The sequence below is a fragment of the Bacillus bingmayongensis genome (assembly GCF_000299035.1).
Taxonomy (GTDB): Bacteria; Bacillota; Bacilli; order Bacillales; family Bacillaceae_G; genus Bacillus_A; species Bacillus_A bingmayongensis.
Window position 1 is genome coordinate 462163 of the sequence record NZ_AKCS01000005.1, and the last position, 23058, is coordinate 485220.

Here is a 23058-nt window from a genome sequence, read left to right on the forward strand (position 1 = left end):
CCTTTTTTTATCATGATAAAATTTTACCATTGCGGTAACTATTTTATCATTTTTTGATAAACCAATATACTCATCAAAATTAAAAATTGTTATTTACTGATAACCTGTGTGACATCCGCATCCATTCAGCCTAATAAACTCCCGTAAATTTACTTAATCTACATTTCTTTTTGTAAATTTTAATACAGATTCTCTTGAACGTTCGATTTCATTTTTATTTTCATTATAGAACTTTGACACATACTTTTATAAACAGTTGTAACATTGAAATAAAGTTTGATTAAATTAACTTAATAAACCTTGATAAAAGAGCAAATAGAAAAAGCGTGTTTTGAAAAATAGATTGATCAAAACACGCTTTTTCTATAATCAATTAAATCATCCTTTTATAAAAAAGTTTGATGATTTTTGCGATCCTTACTCAATTAATGTGCCCGATTGGCCCTGCTTGTTATTTGACTATTACTTTTCCATCCATCCCTTTCTGGAAATGGTACCGACATATCAGTTCATATGTACCGGGCTTTTTAGGTTTTACGGTAATGTTTTTTTCTTTTCCCGGCTGGACTTCGACATCAATTCTAAGCTTTTCCACTGTGAAGGTGTGCTCTTTATTACCTTGGTTTTTCAATATCAATGTTGTCGTTCTTCCAATCGGAAGAGTGATGACTTTCGGATTAAAGTAATCATCGTTCAACTCGACCTCAATCACTTTCACTGACTCAATAGGCTGTGTTATGACGCCGGATTCGGCAAATACACTGAGAGAGCCTGGAGTTGTCACAACCACAATCATCGCAAGCAAAACGACCAATCCAGTTAACCACTTTTTCATAGACATTCGCAATCCCTCCTTTCCTAAGTAATCATTATTGTTTTCCAATTCATAAAATATTATCACTATAAATGGGGCTCCAATGTGCTTCAAATAGTAACTCTTTTATCTGAAGCAGTAACAAAGAAAAAAGATCGACTCTAATAACGATCTTCTGGAATCCATTCTTCTTCAATTAACCTGCACCATTAGTTTAGGTGTAATACTTCACATTCAAACAAAATATTTTCATCATCTTCGTACTTGTAAATCTAGAGCGATGGTTGCGGCAGATTACGCTATTCAAGTCGTGGGTCTGGAATCTCAAGAAGAGAATACAGAAAATAAACAAAGTGTACCTACTACTCAGACGTCGGCGCAACAACAACCTAAGAAATCAGCTCCCCCATCTACACATGATCCGAAGAAAGATTCAGCTAATTATGATAAAAATGGTAACTATAAACCGGTAGATAAAATGACACCTGATGAAATAAAAAAAATTAAAAGGTTTCATTGAGGATACGTTAGAACAATAAATCATACAAAATACTAATTAAATCGAAACAATTCAAAGAAACTTCTAAAGAAATTAAAGGCATTAAACGAAAAGATATTATTGTAAATGTCTTACAGACGACGGGCAAGCTGTAGTTGGCATCCCTGTAAATAAGAATTCTAAGGGACTAACATTAGTTAGCTATATAATAAACTTCAAAACCAATGAAATAGGACTTGAACAAAAATTTTATGTCCAACAAGCCGAAAATGATAAAGTGAATTTCAAATGGGTTACTAACAACAGTGAGGTTATGAACGTTCCACTTACAAAAGATGGTAAAATAGTTGATTCTAACGGGAAAGAATTTTCACCTGATGAATATTTAAAAATCAAAAAAACTGAAATCGAAAAAAACCTAATACAATCTAGCAACTCCCTATGTACTTGGGCTTTAGGATTAATGTGTGCAGCAGTTGGTATTATAGATTGCTATTATGTATGTATAGATAAACTACTAAGTGATTTCTTAGGCGGTTTAGGATACTCACTCGTCTGTGGATTGATATGGGAAATTGGTTGCGTAATGGCAACTACTAAAGTTTGCGGATAAAGCAAGTCAAAATTTAATGAGGTGAATTAATTACAGTGAGTGACAAGAATATTACATCGCTGTCAATAGTTATCTCAATTCTAGCTTTAGCCATTACCATGCATTTATTTTTTATTAATAATTGGATCACTGAATATTAAAGCTATAATTTATTCTGTAGTCACTTCAATTGTATTTGGCTTAAGTTTCAAATTACTATATTCTCTTATAAATAAAAAATAACGGGTGTACCCTCACATAAGAATTTGCTGCACAAGAGTTCCTATATGAAAGTAAACAAAAAACAACTCCAAAATCAACTTTTATTGTATATTTTGGAGTTACTTTACGTTTACTTATAAAATTATAGTGTATCTACTTGTTTCTACACCAAAACGCAAAAAAGCACTCATTGTTGTAGTTGACAATCAAGTGCTTTAAGTTCATGTATTTTCTAAGTTTTCACGGTTGGTTCTAAGTTTCTACTTCTTATCACGTCGTAAAAACAGTATGACACCTTTCGCTTATCGTGACAAATAATCCCTTTAAAACGTACGAGCTTGTGTTTATTCATTAGTTTATTATACTGTACCCGCCATACAGTAAAATGTCATCTCGCCTAAGCTCATGTGTCTTATTTTATCGTGTCGAGATATGGGGGGTATAAACGATAGTCCATTATGGTAAACCATTATAAGGTCACGACTTCAAAATGACCTTTTCTTTTTCTATATACTTCACATATGCTTTATGTGTCATTCATAATTAGTAAAACAATATCAATCTCTCTTACTTATTCTTTTTCTCCCATCTTCATCTTTAAATATTCAGCAATTTCTGTTTGCCCTCTTTCAATAGCAAATTCATAAGCTCCCATATCTTTCATAGTATCCCCTGTATACTTAACAGTAATATCAATACCATTCTGAACAAGATACTTTACAATATCAAGGTGCCCACCATAAATCGCTGAGAATAGAGGATTTCTATTTGGGTCACTAACATCTAATATTGCACCATTATCAAATAAGTACTCTACAATACTAATTTCACCTTCACTAGCTGCATGTGCAATAGGCGCTGACTTTGGTACACCTTCGTTTATGTTAATATCCATACCAGATTCAACTAGAAATTTTATCATATCCAGTTTACCAGCTCTAGTCGCAACATGTAGCCACGTTCCAAAAGGTGTTACAAAATCAAGCAAACTTTTATCAGTAATAATTATCTCTTTCGCTTGTTCTATATCACCATTCTTAATTAAATCATAGATTTTTATTGCTTTTTCCTTATTATCCATAGAATCCTCCTAAAATATCTTTATTGCTTTGATACTGCTTCTTCACCTAGTAGCTTAAGCATTTCAACCATTTTTTCACGAGTTCCACCAAAACTATCTACTTCTTTCAACTTATCAACAATATGTTGAAGACGTTCTATACCGTGTTGTCCTGTAATTCTATTTGGTGCCCAAACAAGATTTTCTTTACCAATTATCGGTTCTATTCCATACCTTTTTAATATTTCTTAACCCTCTCGAACTAGTTCTTGTTGCTTCTGGCCAAGACCTTTTTTAAATAGAATATGATGTGCATGTGGATTTATCATAGCAGTATGTGGATCACCTATTAGTCCTCTAAGATACTTACCAAAATCAATTTTAATTAATGCTTCATTATATTCTTTAGTAATGCCTAAATCAGACATCTTTTTACTAATCTCAGACAACTCATCTACACTAAAAGTATTATTTTGAATAGCATTTTTAAGCTTATTCATCTTAGTGGCATTAACACTACCAACCTCGACATATCATCAAGATAATCGCTTACGGTGTTACCCGTACCCTATGTTGTAATCTTAAACCTTCACAACAAAAAAGCAAACCATGTAAAACCTTATTAAACTACTTCCTTCTCTTATACTACCGGCAACTCATAAGCTGTTTTATATTTCATCATGCCATATACAATGTTTACAAGTCTTCTCATAATACACACCAAAGTCTGTCCTTTTGTTGCCTTGTAGCCAAACAGTACACCGCCACCTGCATACCCACCTTGTTCCGCCTTCTTCTTTCTGCCCCTACTTAGCTTTAATGCAATCTCAAGACGTTGATATTGGTCTAATAGCTCTAACATGCCATTTACTAAAAAATCATTTGGGTCATGTGCATATATACTGTAATTGGGTTGTTCAATTGATTTCACATCTACCTCATATTTCTTTAGCTCTCGTTGTATTAACACTTTTGCCATGTCTGAGCGCCATAAACGAGATGTATTTAGTACAACAATTTGACTCACTTGTTGATACGCCATATCCGACAATAGCTCTTGTAGACCTTCACGTTCAACTGTTAATCCATCTTCGTATATGTGAAGCAGTTGTAGTTCATTCTCGTTACTGTACCGTTCAATTTCTTCTACTTGATACGCCAAGCTGTACCCTTCACGTACTTGTCCTTCTGTTGAAACTCATACATAACCAACTACTTTCTCTTCCATATCGAACCCCCTCCCGTTACAGCAATTACAGTCCCTGTAACGTTTACCCGTTTTTTACGGATAACTTGTGCATAACATGCATCCATTAAAATGTACTTTACGATGACTTCAAAAAATAATACAACCCTTTATTTTTTCTCTACTATCGTCGTACACTGTTCACAGCCATTACAATCTATAAAATTTAACAATTAATACACTTATAAAATTATAATTCTCTTTAAAACTTTCACGTTAAAACACAAAAAGCACTCATTGCCTTTTATAGACAATCAAGTGCTTTAAATTCATCTGTTTTTAAGTAGCATAAATTTGTAAGTTTTAAAGTAACAATATGACACCTTTTATATGTCGTGACAAGTGTTATGTTAAAACTTACGAGTTTGTACAAGTTCGTTAGTTTAATGTCCATTCCATGTGTTTATATTCATCGCCATGTAAAATGTCATCTCGCCTAAGCTCGTACTTCGTTTTCTATTCTATCATTGCACATAATACTCTATGGTGGTACAACCATCATGGAGTATGTACTTTCAAACACCCTGTCACTTTCCTATCCCACTCAAAGATTCTAACTTTCTTTTCATATTGCTTGTTCCATACAATTTTGTGTTTTTATTTTTAGTATCACGTTTTTTGTCACTCTTGATCATCATAAGCATCTCCAAGTGATTCAAATTCACTCTTTAGCCAATACCAATATTGTCCTTTATTCTTAATAAGTTTTTCAAGTAAGTCAGTGAATGAAGTTGCGATAATTTGCGACTCCCCAACAATTCCATGTCGATCAAAGAAACTATCATAACATCTCCCTAGTCTTTCTTCACTAAGATCTATTGTTAAATACTCATCCTTACCATCATTGCATATAATATACCAATTTGATGAAATATCTTCTTCACATAACTCTCCTACAATTACGGGATTAGCCAAAATAAGCTCCTCTGGGGTAACAATATGAATAGGATATTCCTCATTTTCAAATAAAGTAAGACCACCACAAAGACTATAAAACCCCTTTAAATCACCTGGTAGCATATGCTTATTCTTATCAATTATCGGTAATTCTGTAGGCTCCTGAACTCGACAATTAGGTAATGATTTTACTTTTTTAATCAACTGATTAATATTTTCCATCTGAATTACTCCCTAAAATTATATTGATTAAAAGCCCTATAATACTCTTGTCTAGCTAAACGTGGTACATTCGCAGCATCAAACATTTTTTCCGTCAATTCTTGTATTTCTTTTGGTGAAACAGATTTCCAAAAAATCGTTTCTACTTTACCTCCAACTTTTTTCCCTGTTTTATCAAATAGCCATTGTCTATAAACAGCTTTAGTAGCATTGTGTTGCTCTTGAGTTAAAGCTATAGTTGGAGTATTCGCCCCTCTACTTACATAATCGGGGACATTATGTTTAGCCCAAACATCCATAACGTCATGATGATTTTCTAGTGGTGAATTGCTTGGTCTATACGGTACTACATCGTAAGGTTCTGTAGTCTTACCCGTACCCTTACCAAAAACCTTCTCCCCAGTCTCTTTCATAAACTGAATTACATCATCTTTCAGAGACTGCTTTCCTCCACCAGAAATCGCACCTACACCTTCCATTACAGGAGAAGGCCCTCCACCAAATTCCGGTACATACTCTCCTAATTTTTTGATAGCATAACGGAATGCCTTATCTGCTTCTATAAAATCGTTTTTAACTTTCGTTTTCCCTTTATTCCACATGTCTCCTACTTTATTAACGAGACTTTTCGTTTTAGAAGCGACGAAAGATACGCCTTCTTTTACTTTACTTGATACTTTCTTCGCTCCATCAAGAAGGGCTTTTCCGCCTTTCTCTACTGCTTCTACGACCTTTTTCCCAATATATTTAATTCCTTTCCCTCTGAGACTCGTGACTTTTCCAATTGGTACAAAGTTTAGTAGCGTCCACCCTGCCGCAATGAGTCTTTCTTTGGATTTTTTGCCTGTGATAGGGTCCTTTACCTGTATATACCCTGATATTGGTGTTTACATATAAAAATTTATTTGCTAGTTAAAACTTCTTAACAATTTTCCATCGTTTTTCTAACTATCTTACATTTCCTTTTTTAATTATATCTATTTTTTCAGTTCAATAAAAAACTGGAAGACTAATAACATCTTCCAGTTCAGATCGTATAGACAAAGGCTTCATTAAATAACCCTGTAAAGTGGATATGGTTCTTTACCAATGATCGAGAAACTCACAAAATTGCATAATAACGATTTATTCTATTTATAAAACCCTATACTAAACTAATAATTTTATTAATCTTCAGTATCCTCATCATTCATAATATATTCGATATCTTCATCCGTAAATTCATTTCCTTTAAATACTGGATGTCCGTTTGGATCAAGCATTCCCATCACTTTTTTATCTTTATCAGACACAATCAATGTATAGTCCTCCATAAGAAAAGGGTTTGCTGGTAAATCTACTAATACTCTCCATGCCGTTCTTACATCATCATTATTTCTATTTTCTTTATCAATTTTGAATGTATAAGCCTCATCAAATCGTAAATTCCGAATATCTTCATCGATTATTCCATCCAGTTCATATTCTTGATGATATTTTTTAGCAATTTCTATAACTTCTTCTGGCTTCAATATTACATTAATCGTAATTTCCTCTAATTTACGATAATGTCTTGGAAAATCCTTGTCAACAGACTCTAATAAAGCGTCTAATTCCTCTTTAGTCCTATTGTGATAATTTTTTTTTCTCATTTTTTCTCCTCCTCAATCACTTATATTTCATTCGCAATCTGTTTATATATTCTCTTGAATGTTGAATTGATGCTTCATCAAATAAATGCTGATTTTTCATAATTTGTTCAAATACATATTCTTCTCTTTCCAATCTGCTAAGATTCATATATTGCTCTTTTCCTATATCTAACCACTGCTCTGCATGGAATCCCTCATGATGTATGTTTATAACTGACGGATTTTTCCTTAGATATATCTCCCCATTAACAAAATCAAATGCTGCTTCCACATTTTCTGGAAGAACGTTTCCTTTTTTATCTATATTAACCTTGATGCCCTGTTCTCCCCATTGTTTTTTATATGCTCTAATTTCTTTTCGAGAAGCTAAGGTTTCTCCAATCTCATTAATCTGAACATTTACTTTTCTAAAATCCAAATCAGCTCCACTGTTTTTCTTAACAACATCCTTCTCCCCAGTATCCTTCACATACTGATACGCATCTTTCAGCAGGTTCTTTCCTCCACTAGGGATCTTGCCTGCAGCTTCTGTCGCAAGAGAAGGCCCTCCACCGAATTTCGGTACATACTCTCCTAATTTTTTGATAGCATAACGGAATGCCTTATCTGCCTCTATAAAATCGTTTTTAACCTTTGTCTTCCCTTTATTTCACATGTCTCCTACTTTATTAACGAGACTTTTCGTTTTAGAAGCGACGAAAGATACGTCTTCTTTTACTTTACTTGACACTTTCTTCGCTCCATCAAGAAGGGCTTTTCCGCCTTTCTCTACTGCTTCTACGACCTTCTTTCCGCCATACTTAATTACTTTTCCACCAACACTGACGACTTTTCCAACTGGAATAACGTTCAGAGCCGTCCACCCTGCCGCAATGAGTCTTTCTTTTGTGGATAGTTCTTTACCTGTACAAGGATTTTTCCCATAATTCCTCTGATTTCATCATCCACACTAAAGATTCAGCTGTTTGATGCAGCTTTTAAACGATATTTCGTTATTTTTTCTAGCTTTTTATATTTTTCTTCTATTAATTATATCTATCTTTTCTTTCAAATAAAAAACTGGAAGATATAACTAATCTTCCAGTTCAAATTATATAGATAAACCAACGAGTAACACAATAAAACTGCTAACAGTCACTTCACTGTTCTAACACTACTGTTAATTTATTTTATTGGCATGTGAATCAGATAGTTTAGTTCTTACGACTCTAAACCTATCTTCTAAAACTTCTCCAATAAGGTTACCCGTACTCTAAATAATAAAGTCAAGCCCACTAAAGAAATGGTGGCAGTCGGATTTTCCAACTACCACCATTTTATCATTTATTCAATTCAACTTAGTTTACACACATTTATTAACAGATCCCTTAACAGTACTCGATTGATTGAAAAGTTACTCATTAAAACCAATAAAATAGATTTTTTACTGATTTCTAAATATATTTACTTTACATCTTTAACAATAACTTCATACATATCCCCAATATTTCCATCTATTGGTACCAATGCATAATAATTCTGATCATTATTTAATATAAATTGAACTAATTTTGTTTCTGATTCATTCCAGAAATTTTTGATACTATCAACGTAGTCCTCTAAATCCTCTTTATAGTCCAATTGCAATATATATCCTTTTTCGGTCATTGCAAAAACAATTAAACTTCCTAAGAGATTTTTTTGCTCATTTTCTTTTTCATACTCTTGTAATAAAAACCAGATTTGGTTTATTCCTATAGTTTTTTTGTATTTTTCATAAAAACTACTATCATCCATATTCTCATAATCATGTATCAATTCATTAACAAATGAGTGCCATCTTGAAGGAATAATCTTTTCCAATAAAGGATTATTTTCAATTCCTTCTATTATTTCATCTATCTCTTCAATCTCATGCTCATTGTTGTATTCACTTAGGGAGATGTGTTTGAATTTCATTGAATTCTTGTAATGTGCCAATTCATATGGATAGTGATTATTATTTATTAGGCTTGTATCATCAAGTTCTAGTATCTTTGCTAGTGCTGCTGTCTCGAAGCTCCAAAACCCTACATATCCAGGTTCTTTATGCGCATTTTTCCATTCATAATCATAATGGCCTTTAAACCATTCTTTCTCCATATACGTTTTCAATCTTTTAGATGCTTCTTTCTTATCTGTTTGTGCAAGTTCTATAATCTCTCTTGTTTTTGCATATGGATTTTCTTTAAAATAAACATTGGTGATTTTTGTGTATCCAATATCACTAGCACATAATAAAAAATCAATCACTGAATCATTCATATTTTTTTTCTCAACTAACTTATTTAATCTTTCTATATTCTTTTTATCCGTTTCTAATAATATTCCTAAGGAAATCATCCAAAGCAGATTTATATATCCAACTTCCCTACTCCCTGTATGCTCTAAATCATCAATTGCATTATGAAAATATGCTTCTATTGCACTAATGTCTTCTCCTAAAGAATACATTGCCCTAATATCATTCGTCTCATGTATAAAATTTCTTAAATATCTTCCTTCTATAATACTTTTATTATCTTTAGGTTTTCTTTGAATACCATTTTTTTCATCTTCTTCCAAACTTTTAATATCTTCTCTATTTTCTTCAATAAACTTTTTATGATATTCTATTCCTTTTTTACATTTTTCTTCTATACATAAATGATCTCTCATTCTATTTGATTCCTCCTAGCTTCTAAATTATGGCCATTCTCCAATGTTGTTACCATCTGCATCTATCCTATATGTTTTTACATTTCCACTACTATCGATTTTTGATAATACTCTTTCAACTTCACCATCTTCCAATGCATTCGTAATCTTTTCTGCTAATTCTTCATCTCCATCAACAGCTTTCAATATTCTACTTTTTCCAGTTTCAGAACCTGTCAACCAATTATCTGACATTTGTGGTCCATCTTTAGTTTTTCCTAATTGTGAACTACCAAACTTAGATTCATCAATAACATATTTGATCTTTGATTCTGCATTTGTATTTTCGTATAATCCGTCAATCCCTTTTACTATTTTATCATCTATGGTTGATGGTAAATCCCTGCCTATTACCTTTAAGTCATATCCAGCATCTTTTATACTTTGATTGTTTAATAAATTATCACCTGATTTTATTTCACCAAAATTACCTTTTTGTTTAGCTGTAGCTGTTTCCGCATTAAAGTCATCCACATTTGTTTTTTTACTTCCACCAGAACTATCTTTACCCGTATCCTTACCAAAAACCTTCTCCCCAGTATCCTTCACATACTGATACGCATCTTTCAGCAGGTTCTTTCCTCCACCAGAAACGGCGCCTACACCTTCCATTGCGAGAGAAGGTCCTCTACCAAATTTCGGTACATACTCTCCTAATTTTTTGATAGCATAACGGAATGCCTTATCTGCTTCTATAAAATCGTTTTTAACCTTTGTCTTCCCTTTATTCCACAGGTCTCCTACTTTATTAACCAGACCTTTAGTTTTAGAAGCGACAAAAGATACGCCTTCTTGTAGCTTACTTGACACTTTCTTCGCTCCATCAAGAAGAGCTTTTCCGCCTTTCTCTACTGCTTCTACGACCTTCTTTCCGCCATACTTAATTACTTTTCCACCAACACTGACGACTTTTCCAACCGGAATAACGTTCAGAGCCGTCCACCCTGCCGCAATGAGTCTTTCTTTTGTAGATAGCTCTTTACCTGTGACAGGGTCTTTACCTGTAACTGCTCTAATCGCATCGTTTACACCGAAAAATTCCGCTGCTTCATCGCGTGCCTTTTCCCACCACGATTTTTCTTTTTTCTTTTCTTTTTTAGGTGCTTCTTTTACTTTTTCTGCTTGTTTCTTTTTATATTCATCATCTGCTTGACGAAACTTTTGGGCAATGCGCCGTAAATCCTTTTCTGTCTCTTGTAAGTTATGTATATACCCTTCCATTAGTTTCGTCGATTTCATATACTCCCCATAAAAACGCTGACTCGTTGCTCCTTGCCACTGCATTTGAATACTGAACATCGCTTGATTGAGATTCTGTTGTACATTCTGGCTGTGTCTCTGCATTTCTGAGATGTTTTTGGCAATTTGTTCGAGTTGTTCGGGTTTGACTTTAATCTCCAAACCTTCTCCCACCTTCCTCTATTTTATACCAAAAAGAGCAGGAACTGCATCTATTATTGCTTATACTTCTTTAGAAAAAATATCAAAGATACTCCCATCACAAATGGCTTCGATTTCTTCTTTTACAAACAATTTTTGAAATGGTGTCCCTAGATTTAAAATCACATTCGCCTCTAAATCTACTGTTTGTAATAATTCAACAGCATTCATACAAACATACGGACAGTCTTCTGGAATCACCATTTCTAAATGCTTTAAATCAGAATAAAGCGGTAACATTAATCCTTCTTTCATTTCAAAATAATGAATTTGCAATTGTGTATTTTCTGTAGAAATCAAATTGCCGTCTTCATCCGTATTTGTATCCCCCTCTACAGAAGCGACAACGTATAAATTTGACTTTTGTAAAATATCGTAAAAGTGTCCTCTTTTTTCTTCATTCTGTAATGCTTCTACTAGCGCCTCATCTAACGGACAAATTTCTAGTAAACTCATTCTCTTTCACTCCTTAATGAGAATAGGTTCGCCATCTTACCTGAGATAAGATGGCGAACTTCACAAATATTTACTTTTTAGCATCCATGGCTTTAATTTCGTTTGCTTTATCCATTGCCTTTTTACGTGTATTCTCGTCAATAGCGGTTGCATATTGATCACGAGTTAAAAATTCAAAACACTTATATGCTGCATCAAAATTCTTTCCTTCAAAGGCCTTTTCTCCCGTCTCCAACATAAGAGTAGAGTACTCATTCATTAATTCCTTTGCAGGAGTTTGTTGATATCCTAGTTTCATTGATTGATATGTTAATTCAATTGCTGCTGCTAAATCTTCAATAGTTTTTACATCTTTTGCCTTTTTATTCGCAGCATCAAATGTACTTAAATACTCAATCGCCGCTTTTACTCCATCCTTAACCCCAGTTTTTTCAATTTCTGGTGTTTTATATAGAACTTGATAGATCTTTAAAGCTGATAGATAATTAGTTTTTTCTGCCTGTTTTGCTTCTTCTAATACATCATTAGCGGCCTTTGTAAATCCTTTGGTGTCAATTACGTCACGGGAAGCTGCCTGACCATAATAATGTAAAGCGTTATAAAGTGAATCTTTTCCTTGTTTATTTGCTTCACCACTCGCTACTTGGATAAGTTGAATTCCTTCTACTTTTTTAGAAGCTCGATCAATCATACTCATGCCACTAATTTGTCCAATTGTTTTATCGATATCTTTTAACTGTGCGAGTAATGTGTATGATGGTAGCACCGTTTCCTCTACCTTATTTTGCCATCCTGCTGTTCCATTCATTTCATTCCAGTCTTTCTCTGTGCTTTCCCATAGTTTATTCGCATAACTTACCATTTCTTCTCTAGAGCGCTCTAATGGATGTTTGGTACGGATTGCATTTGCGATATTTAATACAGCAGTATAATATTCTTCTTTAGCTGCTGCCTCATTTGCTTTCTTTTCAAACATAAGTGACATCAATAATTTATTCGCTTCATCTCGAACAGATTTTTCTACTCTTGCTGTACCAAATAACAAATTCGCTTTCTTTAGGGCGTCATCAATGGAAACGTTAGGGTCTTTCATTTGTCCTCGAAGTCCCTCTACAGCCGCGTTAAATTGCTGATTTAATTTATCTTGCTGCTCACCTTTTGCCCCATCAATCCATTGATTTGCTAATAATAGAGCATTTTCATATTGTAAACTTTCAGGATGTAAGTATGTTTCAATCTGCTCAATTACTTGATGAATTGGATCTGGTTTTTCTGGTTTCTTTTGATCACTCGTGCCTTTGTTATCCTTTTCTTTCTTAGTATTTACAGTGTCTTTACTTTCTTTATCTTCTTTATTTTCTTTACTCTCTTCGCTCTCTTTGCCCTCTGTATTTCCTTTCACCAGTTCCTCTTTTGTCCATTGCTCACTAGGCGCTTCGATTGCTTCTGTTTTTTCGGTATTATCTTCTTTTGTTTTTGTTTCTTCCTTACTACCAGTTTCTTTTGCAGCTTCTTTTGAAGTTTCTTCTGTTCCCGTTGTAGATGCTACCACTGGCGTTTGAATGTCCATATTCTTCAATTCTTCTTGGAGCAGCTTATAGAAAATCTCCTCTACACGTTGATTTGCATCTTCTACTAATTTAGAATCCACACTTTCAAAAACTGATGTAATTAAATAATATTTACTTAAAGCTTGTTCTAAAGATGCTGTATCCCCTTCATTAGACCAAATCTGTTCTTCTTCTATCGCTGTTTGATACACTTTTTCTGCTACTGATTGAATATACTCTTTCTGTTTTTCACTTAAATATGTTTGTAACTCTTCTTGTGTTGCAACTGATTCATGCAGTACATTAATTTGATTACGGAAATAGAATAACTCTCTCTGATTTGAATAATCGTTATTTGATGGGTTCAGAATTTGGTCTAAATTATCTAATGCTAACTTATGTTCGGCTACCGCCTTTGCTTCTGATGACGTATTCAATTGGCTAACAAGCGTCCAGTCATTCTTTTCTTTAGAATATTTAGTCAGACCATTTAATACATTTGAATCCTGTCCATTTTGACTACCATAATAATCATTAAAGAATACAGATGAGTAATATTCTCCGTTTCCAGCATACCACTCAACCAAAATATCACCTGTTTTCGGTGATACTGTTATTATTGGGCGCATAGGATCTGGTTTTGGATCTGGTTTTGGTTTTGGATCTGGATCTGGTTTTGGATCTTGGTCTTTTCCTGAATCTTGGTCTTTTCCTGGATCTTGGTCTTTTCCTGAATCTTGGTCTTTTCCTGGATCTTGGTCTTTTCCTGGATCTTGGTCTTTTCCTGAATCTTGGTCTTTTCCTGGATCTTGGTCTTTTCCTGGATCTTGGTCTTTTCCTGGATCTACTGGTGGCTTTGGATCCACTGGTGTACCCGGATCTACTGGCTTACCTGGATCCACCACCGGCCCCCCCATATTAGTTGGTAAGTCAAGCTTTGGCGGTGCTGGTGCATCAGATAATTTAATTTCAGGATCTTTTTTTGCAATCTGCACTTCATCTGGACTATAAGTTACTGGCGTGATTGGAGATTTATTATTTCCAATTAAATCTGCTAGATTAATGTTTGGTTTTTCACCCGGCTTTGCATCTTTTTTTGCTGGATCAGCAAGTAAATTAGGAAACATAGATTGCAGGCCGTTTCCTCCTGTAATACGATCATCTTTTTTCTCTTCTGTATTACTTGCTAATTTTACTGTTTCTTTTCCAGCTGTATTAAAGCCTTTATCATAGATAAGATAACCAGATGTACCTAATAAAGCTGCTGACATAACAGATATTGCAACTTTCTTACCTAAATTATTATTTTCTTCCATACTGTCTTTCTCCCCATTTCCCATCTTTATTGAATCCAGCCATTCGTTTTCATTTCTGATAGTTTGTCTTGTGCTGTTTTTACTTCAGCTTGGTTTTCATTTGCTTGTACGGTTTTTCTTAAGAATCGGCTTGCTTCCTCATATTTCTTTTGTTTAATTTTAAACATGCCATATGCAAAATTCACATGCGGGTCTTCATCATTCTGTGCAAATGCCTCAGAGAAAAACCTTTCTGCTTCATTTCCTTGTCCCACTTTATCGTATAAAATCCCTATATTTACAAGCGTATTTGTGTCGCGTGTACCACTATTGACAACACTGTTATAAGCTTGCAGTGCTTGTTGGTAAGCTACTGTACTTTTGCCCCCATCACGCGTTTCGTAAAATTGACCAGCTTCGTAATACACAATTCCTAATTGATTTAATAGCTCTATATTATTTTGATCCTTTTGGATTGCAGTTTGTAATACTTGTGATGCTTGCTGGTAGTTTCCTTCTTTTTTCGCACTATCAATTAAGTTCGTCTTATTCCAAAGTACATATAGGTTAGAAAGTTCAATTACATAAGTAGCATTTTTGTCATCTTCTTTAATGGCTTCTTTAAAAAAGGACTCTGCTTTGTCTAATTGCACAGTTGCTGTTGCCAATTGACCTTTTAGATAAGAAACAATTGCCTTATCCTCATCTGTTTTTGTGCTCATTTTAACAATGACATCTTCTGCTTTTTCAAATTCTTTCATTTTCATATGGCTCACAGCTAAATCACGCATCGCATCTTTTTTATATATTTCGATTCCCTTTGCATTATTCGCAAGTGCCTGCTCGAAATTCGGTACTGCTTCTTGGAATTTCCCAACTCGAAAATTTGCTGAAGCTAATAAATACGCTGCTTCTTTGTTGTCTTTATCAATTTCTTTATCTTTTATTAGCTTCGTAAGGTAATCGATAGCGATTTTATTTTTTCCTTCCGCAATATAAATTGTTGCTAATTGCAAATGTGCTTCATCTTTCCCCTTCACGACAATCGCCTGAGCTACAGCTTCTTCAGCCAGTTTATATTTTTTATCGTGATATGCTTGCCGAGCTTGATCCATGAACTGTTGATATTTCTTATTTGTTGTATAGAAATAATAAGACAGTGAACCTGCTGTTACTACAATTACAATTGAGCCAATGATTAAAATACGTTTTTTATTTTTTCCCCACCACTTTGAAAAAGCAGATGGTTCTCTTTGTTCATGCGTTAAAGTAAGAGGCTGATTCGATGCTTTCGCATTTAATATTTCATCATCTATATCATATTCAACTTGTTTCTTTGTCTGTTTACGGTTTTGCAAAATGCTATTTGGAACCGTCACAGCAGCGGCTACTTCTTCAGTAGGGTATGTTCCTTGTTGTTCTTTTATCTCTTCAATGATGCTCTCAATTTCCTTTTTTAACGCTTGATCAATGTTTGGAAATTGTATGATTCGCGAATAGACGAAACAAGCAAATTCTGCATTGTTTTCTCTCTCCAATTCAGTAGCTAATTCCAAATAACCTTGCAGCACCTGTTTTTGATTCATTTCAGGTTCTTGACTCTCTATCGCCTTAATCAAATATGTTAGTTCTTGTTTTAGAGCAGTTGATGGATGTGATGAATTGAGAATGGTTTTATATTCAAATAAAGCTGCTTGTTTAAAGCCTTTCTCTTCTAGTAATCTTGCAATTTCCAAACATTTCGATACAAAAAGAGAGTGCTCTTGTTCTGATTTTCTTTCCGCATCAATTTTAATCATCTCTCTAATACTATTGAATGCATCATACCACTGTGCAAAACTCGGACATTCTGCAAAACTTTTACTATGCCAAGCCTTCTCAAATAATTGTGCAACCTTACTATTCCAGTCTTTATGTAATGTTTGTTTGAGCAATACATAACGCTCGCACTCTGTCTGCATTTCTTCTGTTTTAAAATAACTTGCATCTGTCCATTTCTTATTTCGAACTTCTTCACTGCACCAACTTAATATTTCGCCTAATAAAATGGCTCCAGCAAAACGATCCGCTTCTTTTTGCCATACTCCGCCTTTTAGAAATGTTGGCGCATAGCCAGCTGAGCCTGCTGGTAATAACGAAGGTCTTTTACTTTTCGGACCATACATTTGTTCAACGTCAACGAGTTCAATATTATGTTGACCTTCAATTGGATTATCACTTAAAAAAGGAATTAATATGTTACTAGATGATAAATCATTATGTGCAATTTCATTCTCTTCCATTGTTTTTAGCGTTGTAAGAAACGCCTCGGCAATCGAAAAACATTGTTGCTTTGATAAGAATTTTTGTTCTTGTAAAATATCTGCCCAAGTTGGTCCTTCGATCCACGGCATCACAATACTATTAGCAAGTTCTTCTGATTTTTCAATCGCAGCTGTATGTTCTTCTTTTGTAACAATATAGCGCGAACATACTTTAAGCCCTACTAGGTGAGAAAGCGGTTTTAAAAATGCCAGTTGGTGTTTTTCATCACGATAGCGTTCTTTAAAAACTTTTAAAGCTATTCTTTCTACGCTATTTTCATGTTGTAATTGATAGACAATCCCTTGTCTACCCTCTTGCCCATATGGCATTTCAATACCGATAACTGCTGGATGTTTTGTAAAGCTATAAACATCTGTATGAAAAGATATTTTTTCTCCTACTTCTGGTCGAAATCCCATTTTATCCCCTTACTCTCATATGACGAATTTTAAAGAAAAGGCCAGGAACAATAGCTCCTGGCCTTTTGCAATTGTTCTGCTATTAATATGAGTTATCCACGTTACGGAAGTTAGTAGCAATCTTTTTCAATTCGTCAGAAATGTGTTGTAGAATTGGAATGTATTGTTGCATTGCTTGTTTAGATTCATTAAAGTTCCCTCTGAACTTTGCTTGTGTTGCCCCAGCCCATTGACCTTCAAGACCATTGATATCGCCTTCAAGTCTAGTAATTTGTTGTTGAGCTTCACTTGCTGCGTTTGTAAAGTTACCAGCGATTCGCTCAAGTTCTTCAGGTGTAATTTTAATTTCTGCCATCCTGTATTTCCCCTTTCAATCTATTAATATTGTAACAATTAGATTATAAACTATATTCACACTGTTTTTAAAGGGGTAATTTACAAAAAAATACTATTTTTTTGCAAATTACCCAAGTTTTATATTCTTTCTGCCGATTCTAACCATTTTCTAGCAATTTTTTTTGTTAAATCTTGCAGTAAATGTAGTGGTGTAAAAGCACATTTTACTTTCATAGGTTGCCTGCGTACAAAATATCCTTCCCCACTCTGGAATTCCTGATCCATTTCTGCATGCTTAAGCTTTATATTAAAGAAATACACATCATTATTTTGCGTGGTACCTAATAAATAACTAAAGCTTCGTTTTCTGATTTCCGCAAACCATTTTTCATGTGAATAATTAGTTACACTTGAAGTTGTAGCCGCTGCAACAAAATGGATCCCTTTATTTCTTCCGTTTTGAACAATTTGCTCCATTTTATTTTTCGCATCAAAATCAGTAGATAATAACGCCAGGATTTGATCAATATCATCAATAACAATCATAATCCTCGAATATGGAAACTTCATTTTTTCATTTGGATTTAAAGACGGCATGACCACTTCTCTGTTATTTATTATTTCTAGCAACTCATCTAGCATTTCTTTTAATTGCATTCCATCTGTAATTCGCTTTTTAACATGAGGTAATTCTCCAAGAGCCAAAATACCCGTTGTTTTTTCGCTTAAATCAATCATGAGTAATTCAATTTCTTCAGGTGCATGTTGATAGGTAAGAGAAAAAATCAGTGTTTGTAATAAAGATGTCTTACCACCTTCAATTCTTCCACCAATGAAAATATTTGTCATTTCCTCCAATGAAAAGTTTTGCAAGCGAATATCTTCTGTTTCGATACCTACACAAATTTGTGACGATTCCGATTGCTCTAGCATGTCTTCAACAAACAGCTCTTTCGGAACCATTGGAATTGATTTTGCTTTCTCTCCAGTCCATGCTCCATTCATTTTTTGAATAATTGTTTTTAATTGCTGAGAATATTCCAATTCATTTTCCCCAATGAAAGGTAATGCTGCTTGGAATAGTTCTGGGGGCTGTCCTTTCGCTAAACCACGACCAGATGGTACATCAATTAATGGGAAGTTTGGTCTTCCGACTAAGCTATAATATTCTGTTCTATCTTGCAATTCAAACGAAATTGCCATCGGAATATTGTTACGAACACGGTCAAACATATCAGTTGTTTGGTTGAGTGAAAAATGAAAATAAATACCGTACGTACTTGACTCACGTAATAATTGCTCTAAAATTTCATTTTCCTTCTCATATTCACTTCGGAACCTAATATAACCATCTATCATTACGACAATAGCTGGAATCTTTGTTTCTACCATTCGGTTATACATCGCGAAAGATTTTGCTCCCATATCAGAAAAACATTCTTTTCGATATGTGACTTCCTTCTTCAAAAAGCTGAACAACCGTTTCATTTTTTCAATTTCGTCTTCTTGTACAATTCCACCCACATGTGGTAAATCTCTAAAGTCTAAAAACATGCGACCAAAATCAACCACATAGAAGTTTACTTCCTCTGGTGTATGAGATAATGCAAGCGACATAATTATTGTTTGTAGTAGAGTCGTTTTTCCTGTACCTGGCATACCGTAAATATTTAAATGTCCCTCTTGTACATCTAATTTCAAAGGATACTGCGCTTGATTTGCCACATCGTCGATTAGCCCTACCGTTAGCTGCAATTCTTCTTCTCTTTGCTTCCATACATCCGCATTCCAATTCTCTATTTCATAGAATTGATTTAATAATAGTTTCTCTGGTAAAGGCGCTAACCAAGGTCCTGGTAATGGTTTAATATTTTCTTTCTCAGATATTGTTTGTATATATTGAATAAATGCTTGTAATTGCTTTGGACTATTCGTCATAGGTTTCGGACGCTTTTTCACTTTTATTCGTTTACCCGAAAGTTTTACTTCTGTGAAATCAACAATATCTACAACCTTCTCTTCATCTGGATTATATGGCGCTCCACTCCAAGCTGATTGAAATAGTTCTAGTATCTCATTACTACCGACTTGTAAATACCCACGTCCAGGAACATTTATTTTAGATGCATCTGGAATTTTTAGCATTTCACGGCTATCTGCATCATCTTGTACTCGCAAACAAACTCGAAAACGAGAGTTACTCCAAATTTTATCATTGACAACCCCGGAAGGCTTCTGCGTTGCCAGTAATAAATGTACCCCTAACGTTCTACCAATTGCAGCAACACTTATCAGTTCATCCATAAATTCTGGTTGTTCCTTTTTCATTTGGGCAAACTCATCAATAACAATAAATAAATGTGGCAGAGGTTCTTTCTCACGCCAAGTTGTTTCATAATATTCATCAAGATGTTGGACATTTCCAGCTTGAATGAACAGTTTTTGTCTTCTCTCTAACTCTGCTTTCAACGAAATCCTTGCACGTTCTATTAAATTTGGATCTTCTAAGTTCGTAATCGACGCAATGATATGTGGTAGCCCTGCAAATGTATTTGACATTCCCCCACCTTTATAGTCAATTAGCATAAATGCCATTTCATGAGGGTGATATGTAAGAGCTAATGCTGCAATTATAGATTGGATAACTTCACTTTTCCCTGATCCTGTCGTACCAGCCATTAGTCCATGTGGACCGTGTCCTTTTTTCTCAATTTTGTCATGAATGTTTAGAAAAACAGGTTTACTTCCTTCTCTTACTCCAATTGGAACAGGTAATGAAGTTGGATAGCGATTTTCATTCCAGCGATCTAACACTTGTAACTCTTCCATTTTCTTTACTTGGAATAGATCTAAAAATGTTAGTACTTTAGGTATGTTAGCTGCTGTAGAGCTTTTCATTCGAATCGGTGCGATACTACGAGCACCTAATTCACAACGTTCAAATGAAAGGCGATCCACTTTAAAACTAGCACGTGTCGTTCCACTAGTTTCAGCCGAGCTCGAAAATGTTTCTACTAATTCGCCGTATTCTCCATTTAAGCTAATAACAATATCACATTCCATTGGTAATCGTTCTTTTTGTTCTGCAAATATGAATGTAGAAGCGCCCACACTTTCTCCTTCTCTGAGCAACATAGGAATAAGAGGATCATCTTCCAAAAATTCTCTTGCAGATAAGAAGAAAATATACATCGGGATTAATGGTACTTTTGCATCCGCTTGTGCTGAGGAATTATAGATTCTGCGCATATTAAGCGGTGTAAATAATGATTCTGCCAACTTTTGTGCATCCTGTTCATTCTCTGCTAAAAAACGCATGCTTCGTTGCTCATCCCATACATGCGGAAGCCATCTCATCCAATCCCATTGTTTTTTCTCCCGCTCATGATAAAAGGCTGCTATTTTCACTTCATTTGGAGCATGATGCGTCATAATTTGTGTCGTTACAGTTCGAATAAAGTTCAATCTATCTTCTTTATTCCCAACTACACCAATTACATCATTTTTTTTCAGAGAGATTGAAATATGCCCATTAGGAATTGTTGTAAAATCCCTTTTCACATTTTGCGCTTCTGTAACTAATGCATTTTCTTCATATCCCCTTTGTTCTGGAACTTTTAATTCAACTAGAAATGGTCTGGATCCTGTTCCAATACGAATATCTAAAAAGTCAGGACTTTCCGGAGTTCTTTCCCATAAATTACTTTCTCGATTTTCAATTCGTTGCACACTTTTTAAAGGACTTGGATTTTGAGTAATCAAATACTTCGCTTGTTCAACCTTTAATGTATCTAACTCTACTCTGTGTTTTTGAATTTGTTCTAAGTATCTTGTTTTCAATTGTTCAACTATTTGACGATGTTCTTTCTTATTGCGTATATACCCCATTGCTGTGAATATATAGGAGCCTAGCATCGGGATACTAGAAACCATCATAAGTGGCATATAACTTGAGTTCATCTTCATAACCTTCATCATCACGAAGTATAATACGAGTGTTAGAATTGTCATCGCCGCTGGTAATATGATTGTTTCAATTGAAAATTTCGGTTCTTCCGGTATATTTGGCGGATCATGAATGACGATATTTCCAGTTGGTATATCTACTTTCATACGCGGAGAGCGCTGAAAATATGGTGATTTTTGCACAAAACATTTCTCCTTCCTCTTTCACAAAACATTCTATTCAATCATTTTCCATACATAACCTTCTCCTTCATCAGAAGGCACATCAGGTATGACAGATTCGTTATGTTGATCTTTTGCTGGTAACATTTCAAAAGAAGGAATGATTGCTCCTTTTTTATGCAACATAATATATTGACCATCCCAGACATCATTATCTCGCAAAGTCTCATCGTTACGAATAGAATGCCATTCTTCTTTATCCTTTGCTGCTCGAATTTCATAGATTCCACTTAATGTTTCATCTATCTTTTCATGATGTAAAATCGCTTCAATAATTTGTTCCGCTTTTACATCATTTGGAATCGCAATATCTATTTCTTCATTTGACTGCTTTATATACGTCACAATAATTTCTTCCAACTTTATTCACCTTTTTCCATCATGTTCTTACCAAGAAATATCAAGGAATGAAATATCATCACTTGTTGGAGAGCTCTGCGCCCGTTTGATTTCCTCTGTTACTTCTTCAAAATTATAATGAAGGAGTGGCATCAAACCATCCGAATGTATGACAATACGATTTGCTTCTTTTCTAGCTAAGGTTTTCGAAATAATTTTCAACTCCCCACCAAGTATTCCGCGATGAGTAGACCATCTATTTTCTGTATTTCTCTCATACTCTATCAAATCAAAACACTTCTTATTCTCCTGAAACAACTGCAAGAATGAATCGCCATGTGCAACTAACATTAAATTGACTTCATCTCGATTTGGAATTACTTCAATTGTTCCACCAATAAACATGGATTCACTGCCATGATTTCGTTTTTCTTCCAATACATCACGAAGTAACCAAGGAGTGTCTTTTGGTAACTGAAACGCTTTCACTTCCTCCATCGCTTCTTTTTCCCAATCTTGTAAATTATCGTATAAAAAACTAGAAAAATCTTGCTCCTTATCCAAGCAAGTTCCAAATAGCTTTAATAATTTTGTTCCAAGAAATCGGGCTGCTATCTCTCCATGAAAAGACATACCTACACCATCGCAAAGTGCAAATATAAAACGATTTCCACTTACCCGAAATGCTAAAAAATCCTGTCCCATTTCATTTAATTCCTGTGTTTCTTTCGCTCTAAAATAGCTATAACGATATGTAAAAATTCCAGTAGTCTCTTCTTGCAACGGTGTTTCTTTCAATTGTGGCAAAGCATGTATCAACATTCGCTATCCCC

At 34.5% G+C, this 23058-nt stretch carries 17 protein-coding genes and 3 pseudogenes; 2 read left to right on the forward strand and 18 right to left on the reverse strand.

The features are described from left to right. Positions 1–451: 451 nt before the first annotated feature. The gene (locus tag Y7E_RS0102555; RefSeq protein ID WP_017149754.1) at positions 452–841 is read right to left on the reverse strand and encodes a cupredoxin domain-containing protein; all 390 of its coding nucleotides are present in this window, start codon (positions 839–841) and stop codon (positions 452–454) included. Positions 842–1094: 253 nt separating this feature from the next. On the opposite strand from Y7E_RS0102555, the gene Y7E_RS33510 reads away from it, so the two are divergent. Together Y7E_RS33510 and Y7E_RS0102565 are read left to right on the forward strand one after the other, a co-directional pair. Next, positions 1095–1334: a hypothetical protein gene (locus Y7E_RS33510; protein WP_017149755.1), complete on the forward strand. Its 240-nt coding sequence runs from the start codon at positions 1095–1097 to the stop codon at positions 1332–1334. Between the two features lie 292 nt (positions 1335–1626). Continuing rightward, entirely contained in the window at positions 1627–1926 is a 300-nt protein-coding gene (locus Y7E_RS0102565; protein WP_017149756.1) for a hypothetical protein, read from the forward strand. 772 nt (positions 1927–2698) lie between these two features. On the opposite strand, the gene Y7E_RS0102570 is transcribed toward Y7E_RS0102565, so the two are convergent. The 17 genes and pseudogenes from Y7E_RS0102570 to Y7E_RS0102650 form a co-directional block, all read right to left on the reverse strand. Then, positions 2699–3208, reverse strand: coding sequence for an ankyrin repeat domain-containing protein (locus tag Y7E_RS0102570; protein ID WP_017149757.1), 510 nt, complete (start codon positions 3206–3208; stop codon positions 2699–2701). Between the two features lie 227 nt (positions 3209–3435). Continuing rightward, on the reverse strand, positions 3436–3687 hold the full coding sequence (locus Y7E_RS0102575; protein ID WP_017149758.1) for a hypothetical protein: 252 nt from the start codon (positions 3685–3687) through the stop codon (positions 3436–3438). Positions 3688–3905: 218 nt separating this feature from the next. Beyond that, a pseudogene (locus Y7E_RS29030) lies at positions 3906–4349 on the reverse strand (recombinase family protein); the annotation flags it as partial. Between the two features lie 705 nt (positions 4350–5054). Continuing rightward, entirely contained in the window at positions 5055–5552 is a 498-nt protein-coding gene (locus tag Y7E_RS0102590; RefSeq protein WP_017149761.1) for an SMI1/KNR4 family protein, read from the reverse strand. 5 nt (positions 5553–5557) lie between these two features. Continuing rightward, a pseudogene (locus Y7E_RS0102595) lies at positions 5558–5941 on the reverse strand (hypothetical protein); the annotation flags it as partial. Positions 5942–6718: 777 nt separating this feature from the next. Beyond that, positions 6719–7183: a hypothetical protein gene (locus Y7E_RS0102600; RefSeq protein ID WP_017149763.1), complete on the reverse strand. Its 465-nt coding sequence runs from the start codon at positions 7181–7183 to the stop codon at positions 6719–6721. A gap of 16 nt (positions 7184–7199) precedes the next feature. Beyond that, positions 7200–7652 carry a zincin-like metallopeptidase toxin domain-containing protein gene (locus Y7E_RS0102605; RefSeq protein ID WP_017149764.1) on the reverse strand — a complete coding sequence of 151 codons (453 nt, stop codon included), beginning with the start codon at positions 7650–7652 and terminating at the stop codon, positions 7200–7202. Between the two features lie 180 nt (positions 7653–7832). After that, positions 7833–8093, reverse strand: a pseudogene (locus Y7E_RS34955) (pre-toxin TG domain-containing protein); the annotation flags it as partial. 533 nt (positions 8094–8626) lie between these two features. Beyond that, on the reverse strand, positions 8627–9859 hold the full coding sequence (locus Y7E_RS0102610) for a PoNi-like cognate immunity protein (protein ID WP_017149765.1): 1233 nt from the start codon (positions 9857–9859) through the stop codon (positions 8627–8629). Positions 9860–9886: 27 nt separating this feature from the next. Beyond that, the gene (locus tag Y7E_RS30865) at positions 9887–11299 is read right to left on the reverse strand and encodes a WXG100 family type VII secretion target (RefSeq protein WP_017149766.1); all 1413 of its coding nucleotides are present in this window, start codon (positions 11297–11299) and stop codon (positions 9887–9889) included. Positions 11300–11359: 60 nt separating this feature from the next. Beyond that, complete coding sequence (locus tag Y7E_RS0102620) at positions 11360–11794, reverse strand: SseB family protein (protein WP_017149767.1); 435 nt, start codon at positions 11792–11794, stop codon at positions 11360–11362. 70 nt (positions 11795–11864) lie between these two features. Next, positions 11865–14660 (reverse strand): collagen-like domain-containing protein, encoded by a 2796-nt coding sequence (locus Y7E_RS0102625; RefSeq protein ID WP_017149768.1) that lies wholly within the window; start codon positions 14658–14660, stop codon positions 11865–11867. Positions 14661–14686: 26 nt separating this feature from the next. Next, positions 14687–17362 carry a tetratricopeptide repeat protein gene (locus Y7E_RS0102630; protein ID WP_017149769.1) on the reverse strand — a complete coding sequence of 892 codons (2676 nt, stop codon included), beginning with the start codon at positions 17360–17362 and terminating at the stop codon, positions 14687–14689. An 82-nt stretch (positions 17363–17444) separates the two neighbouring features. Next, positions 17445–17717 (reverse strand): WXG100 family type VII secretion target, encoded by a 273-nt coding sequence (locus Y7E_RS0102635; RefSeq protein WP_017149770.1) that lies wholly within the window; start codon positions 17715–17717, stop codon positions 17445–17447. A gap of 119 nt (positions 17718–17836) precedes the next feature. Then, positions 17837–21847, reverse strand: a complete 4011-nt coding sequence (gene essC / locus Y7E_RS0102640; protein WP_017149771.1) for a type VII secretion protein EssC — start codon at positions 21845–21847, stop codon at positions 17837–17839. 33 nt (positions 21848–21880) lie between these two features. Then, positions 21881–22246 (reverse strand): EsaB/YukD family protein, encoded by a 366-nt coding sequence (locus tag Y7E_RS0102645; RefSeq protein ID WP_017149772.1) that lies wholly within the window; start codon positions 22244–22246, stop codon positions 21881–21883. A gap of 27 nt (positions 22247–22273) precedes the next feature. After that, complete coding sequence (locus Y7E_RS0102650) at positions 22274–23047, reverse strand: protein phosphatase 2C domain-containing protein (RefSeq protein ID WP_017149773.1); 774 nt, start codon at positions 23045–23047, stop codon at positions 22274–22276. Positions 23048–23058: the final 11 nt, after the last annotated feature.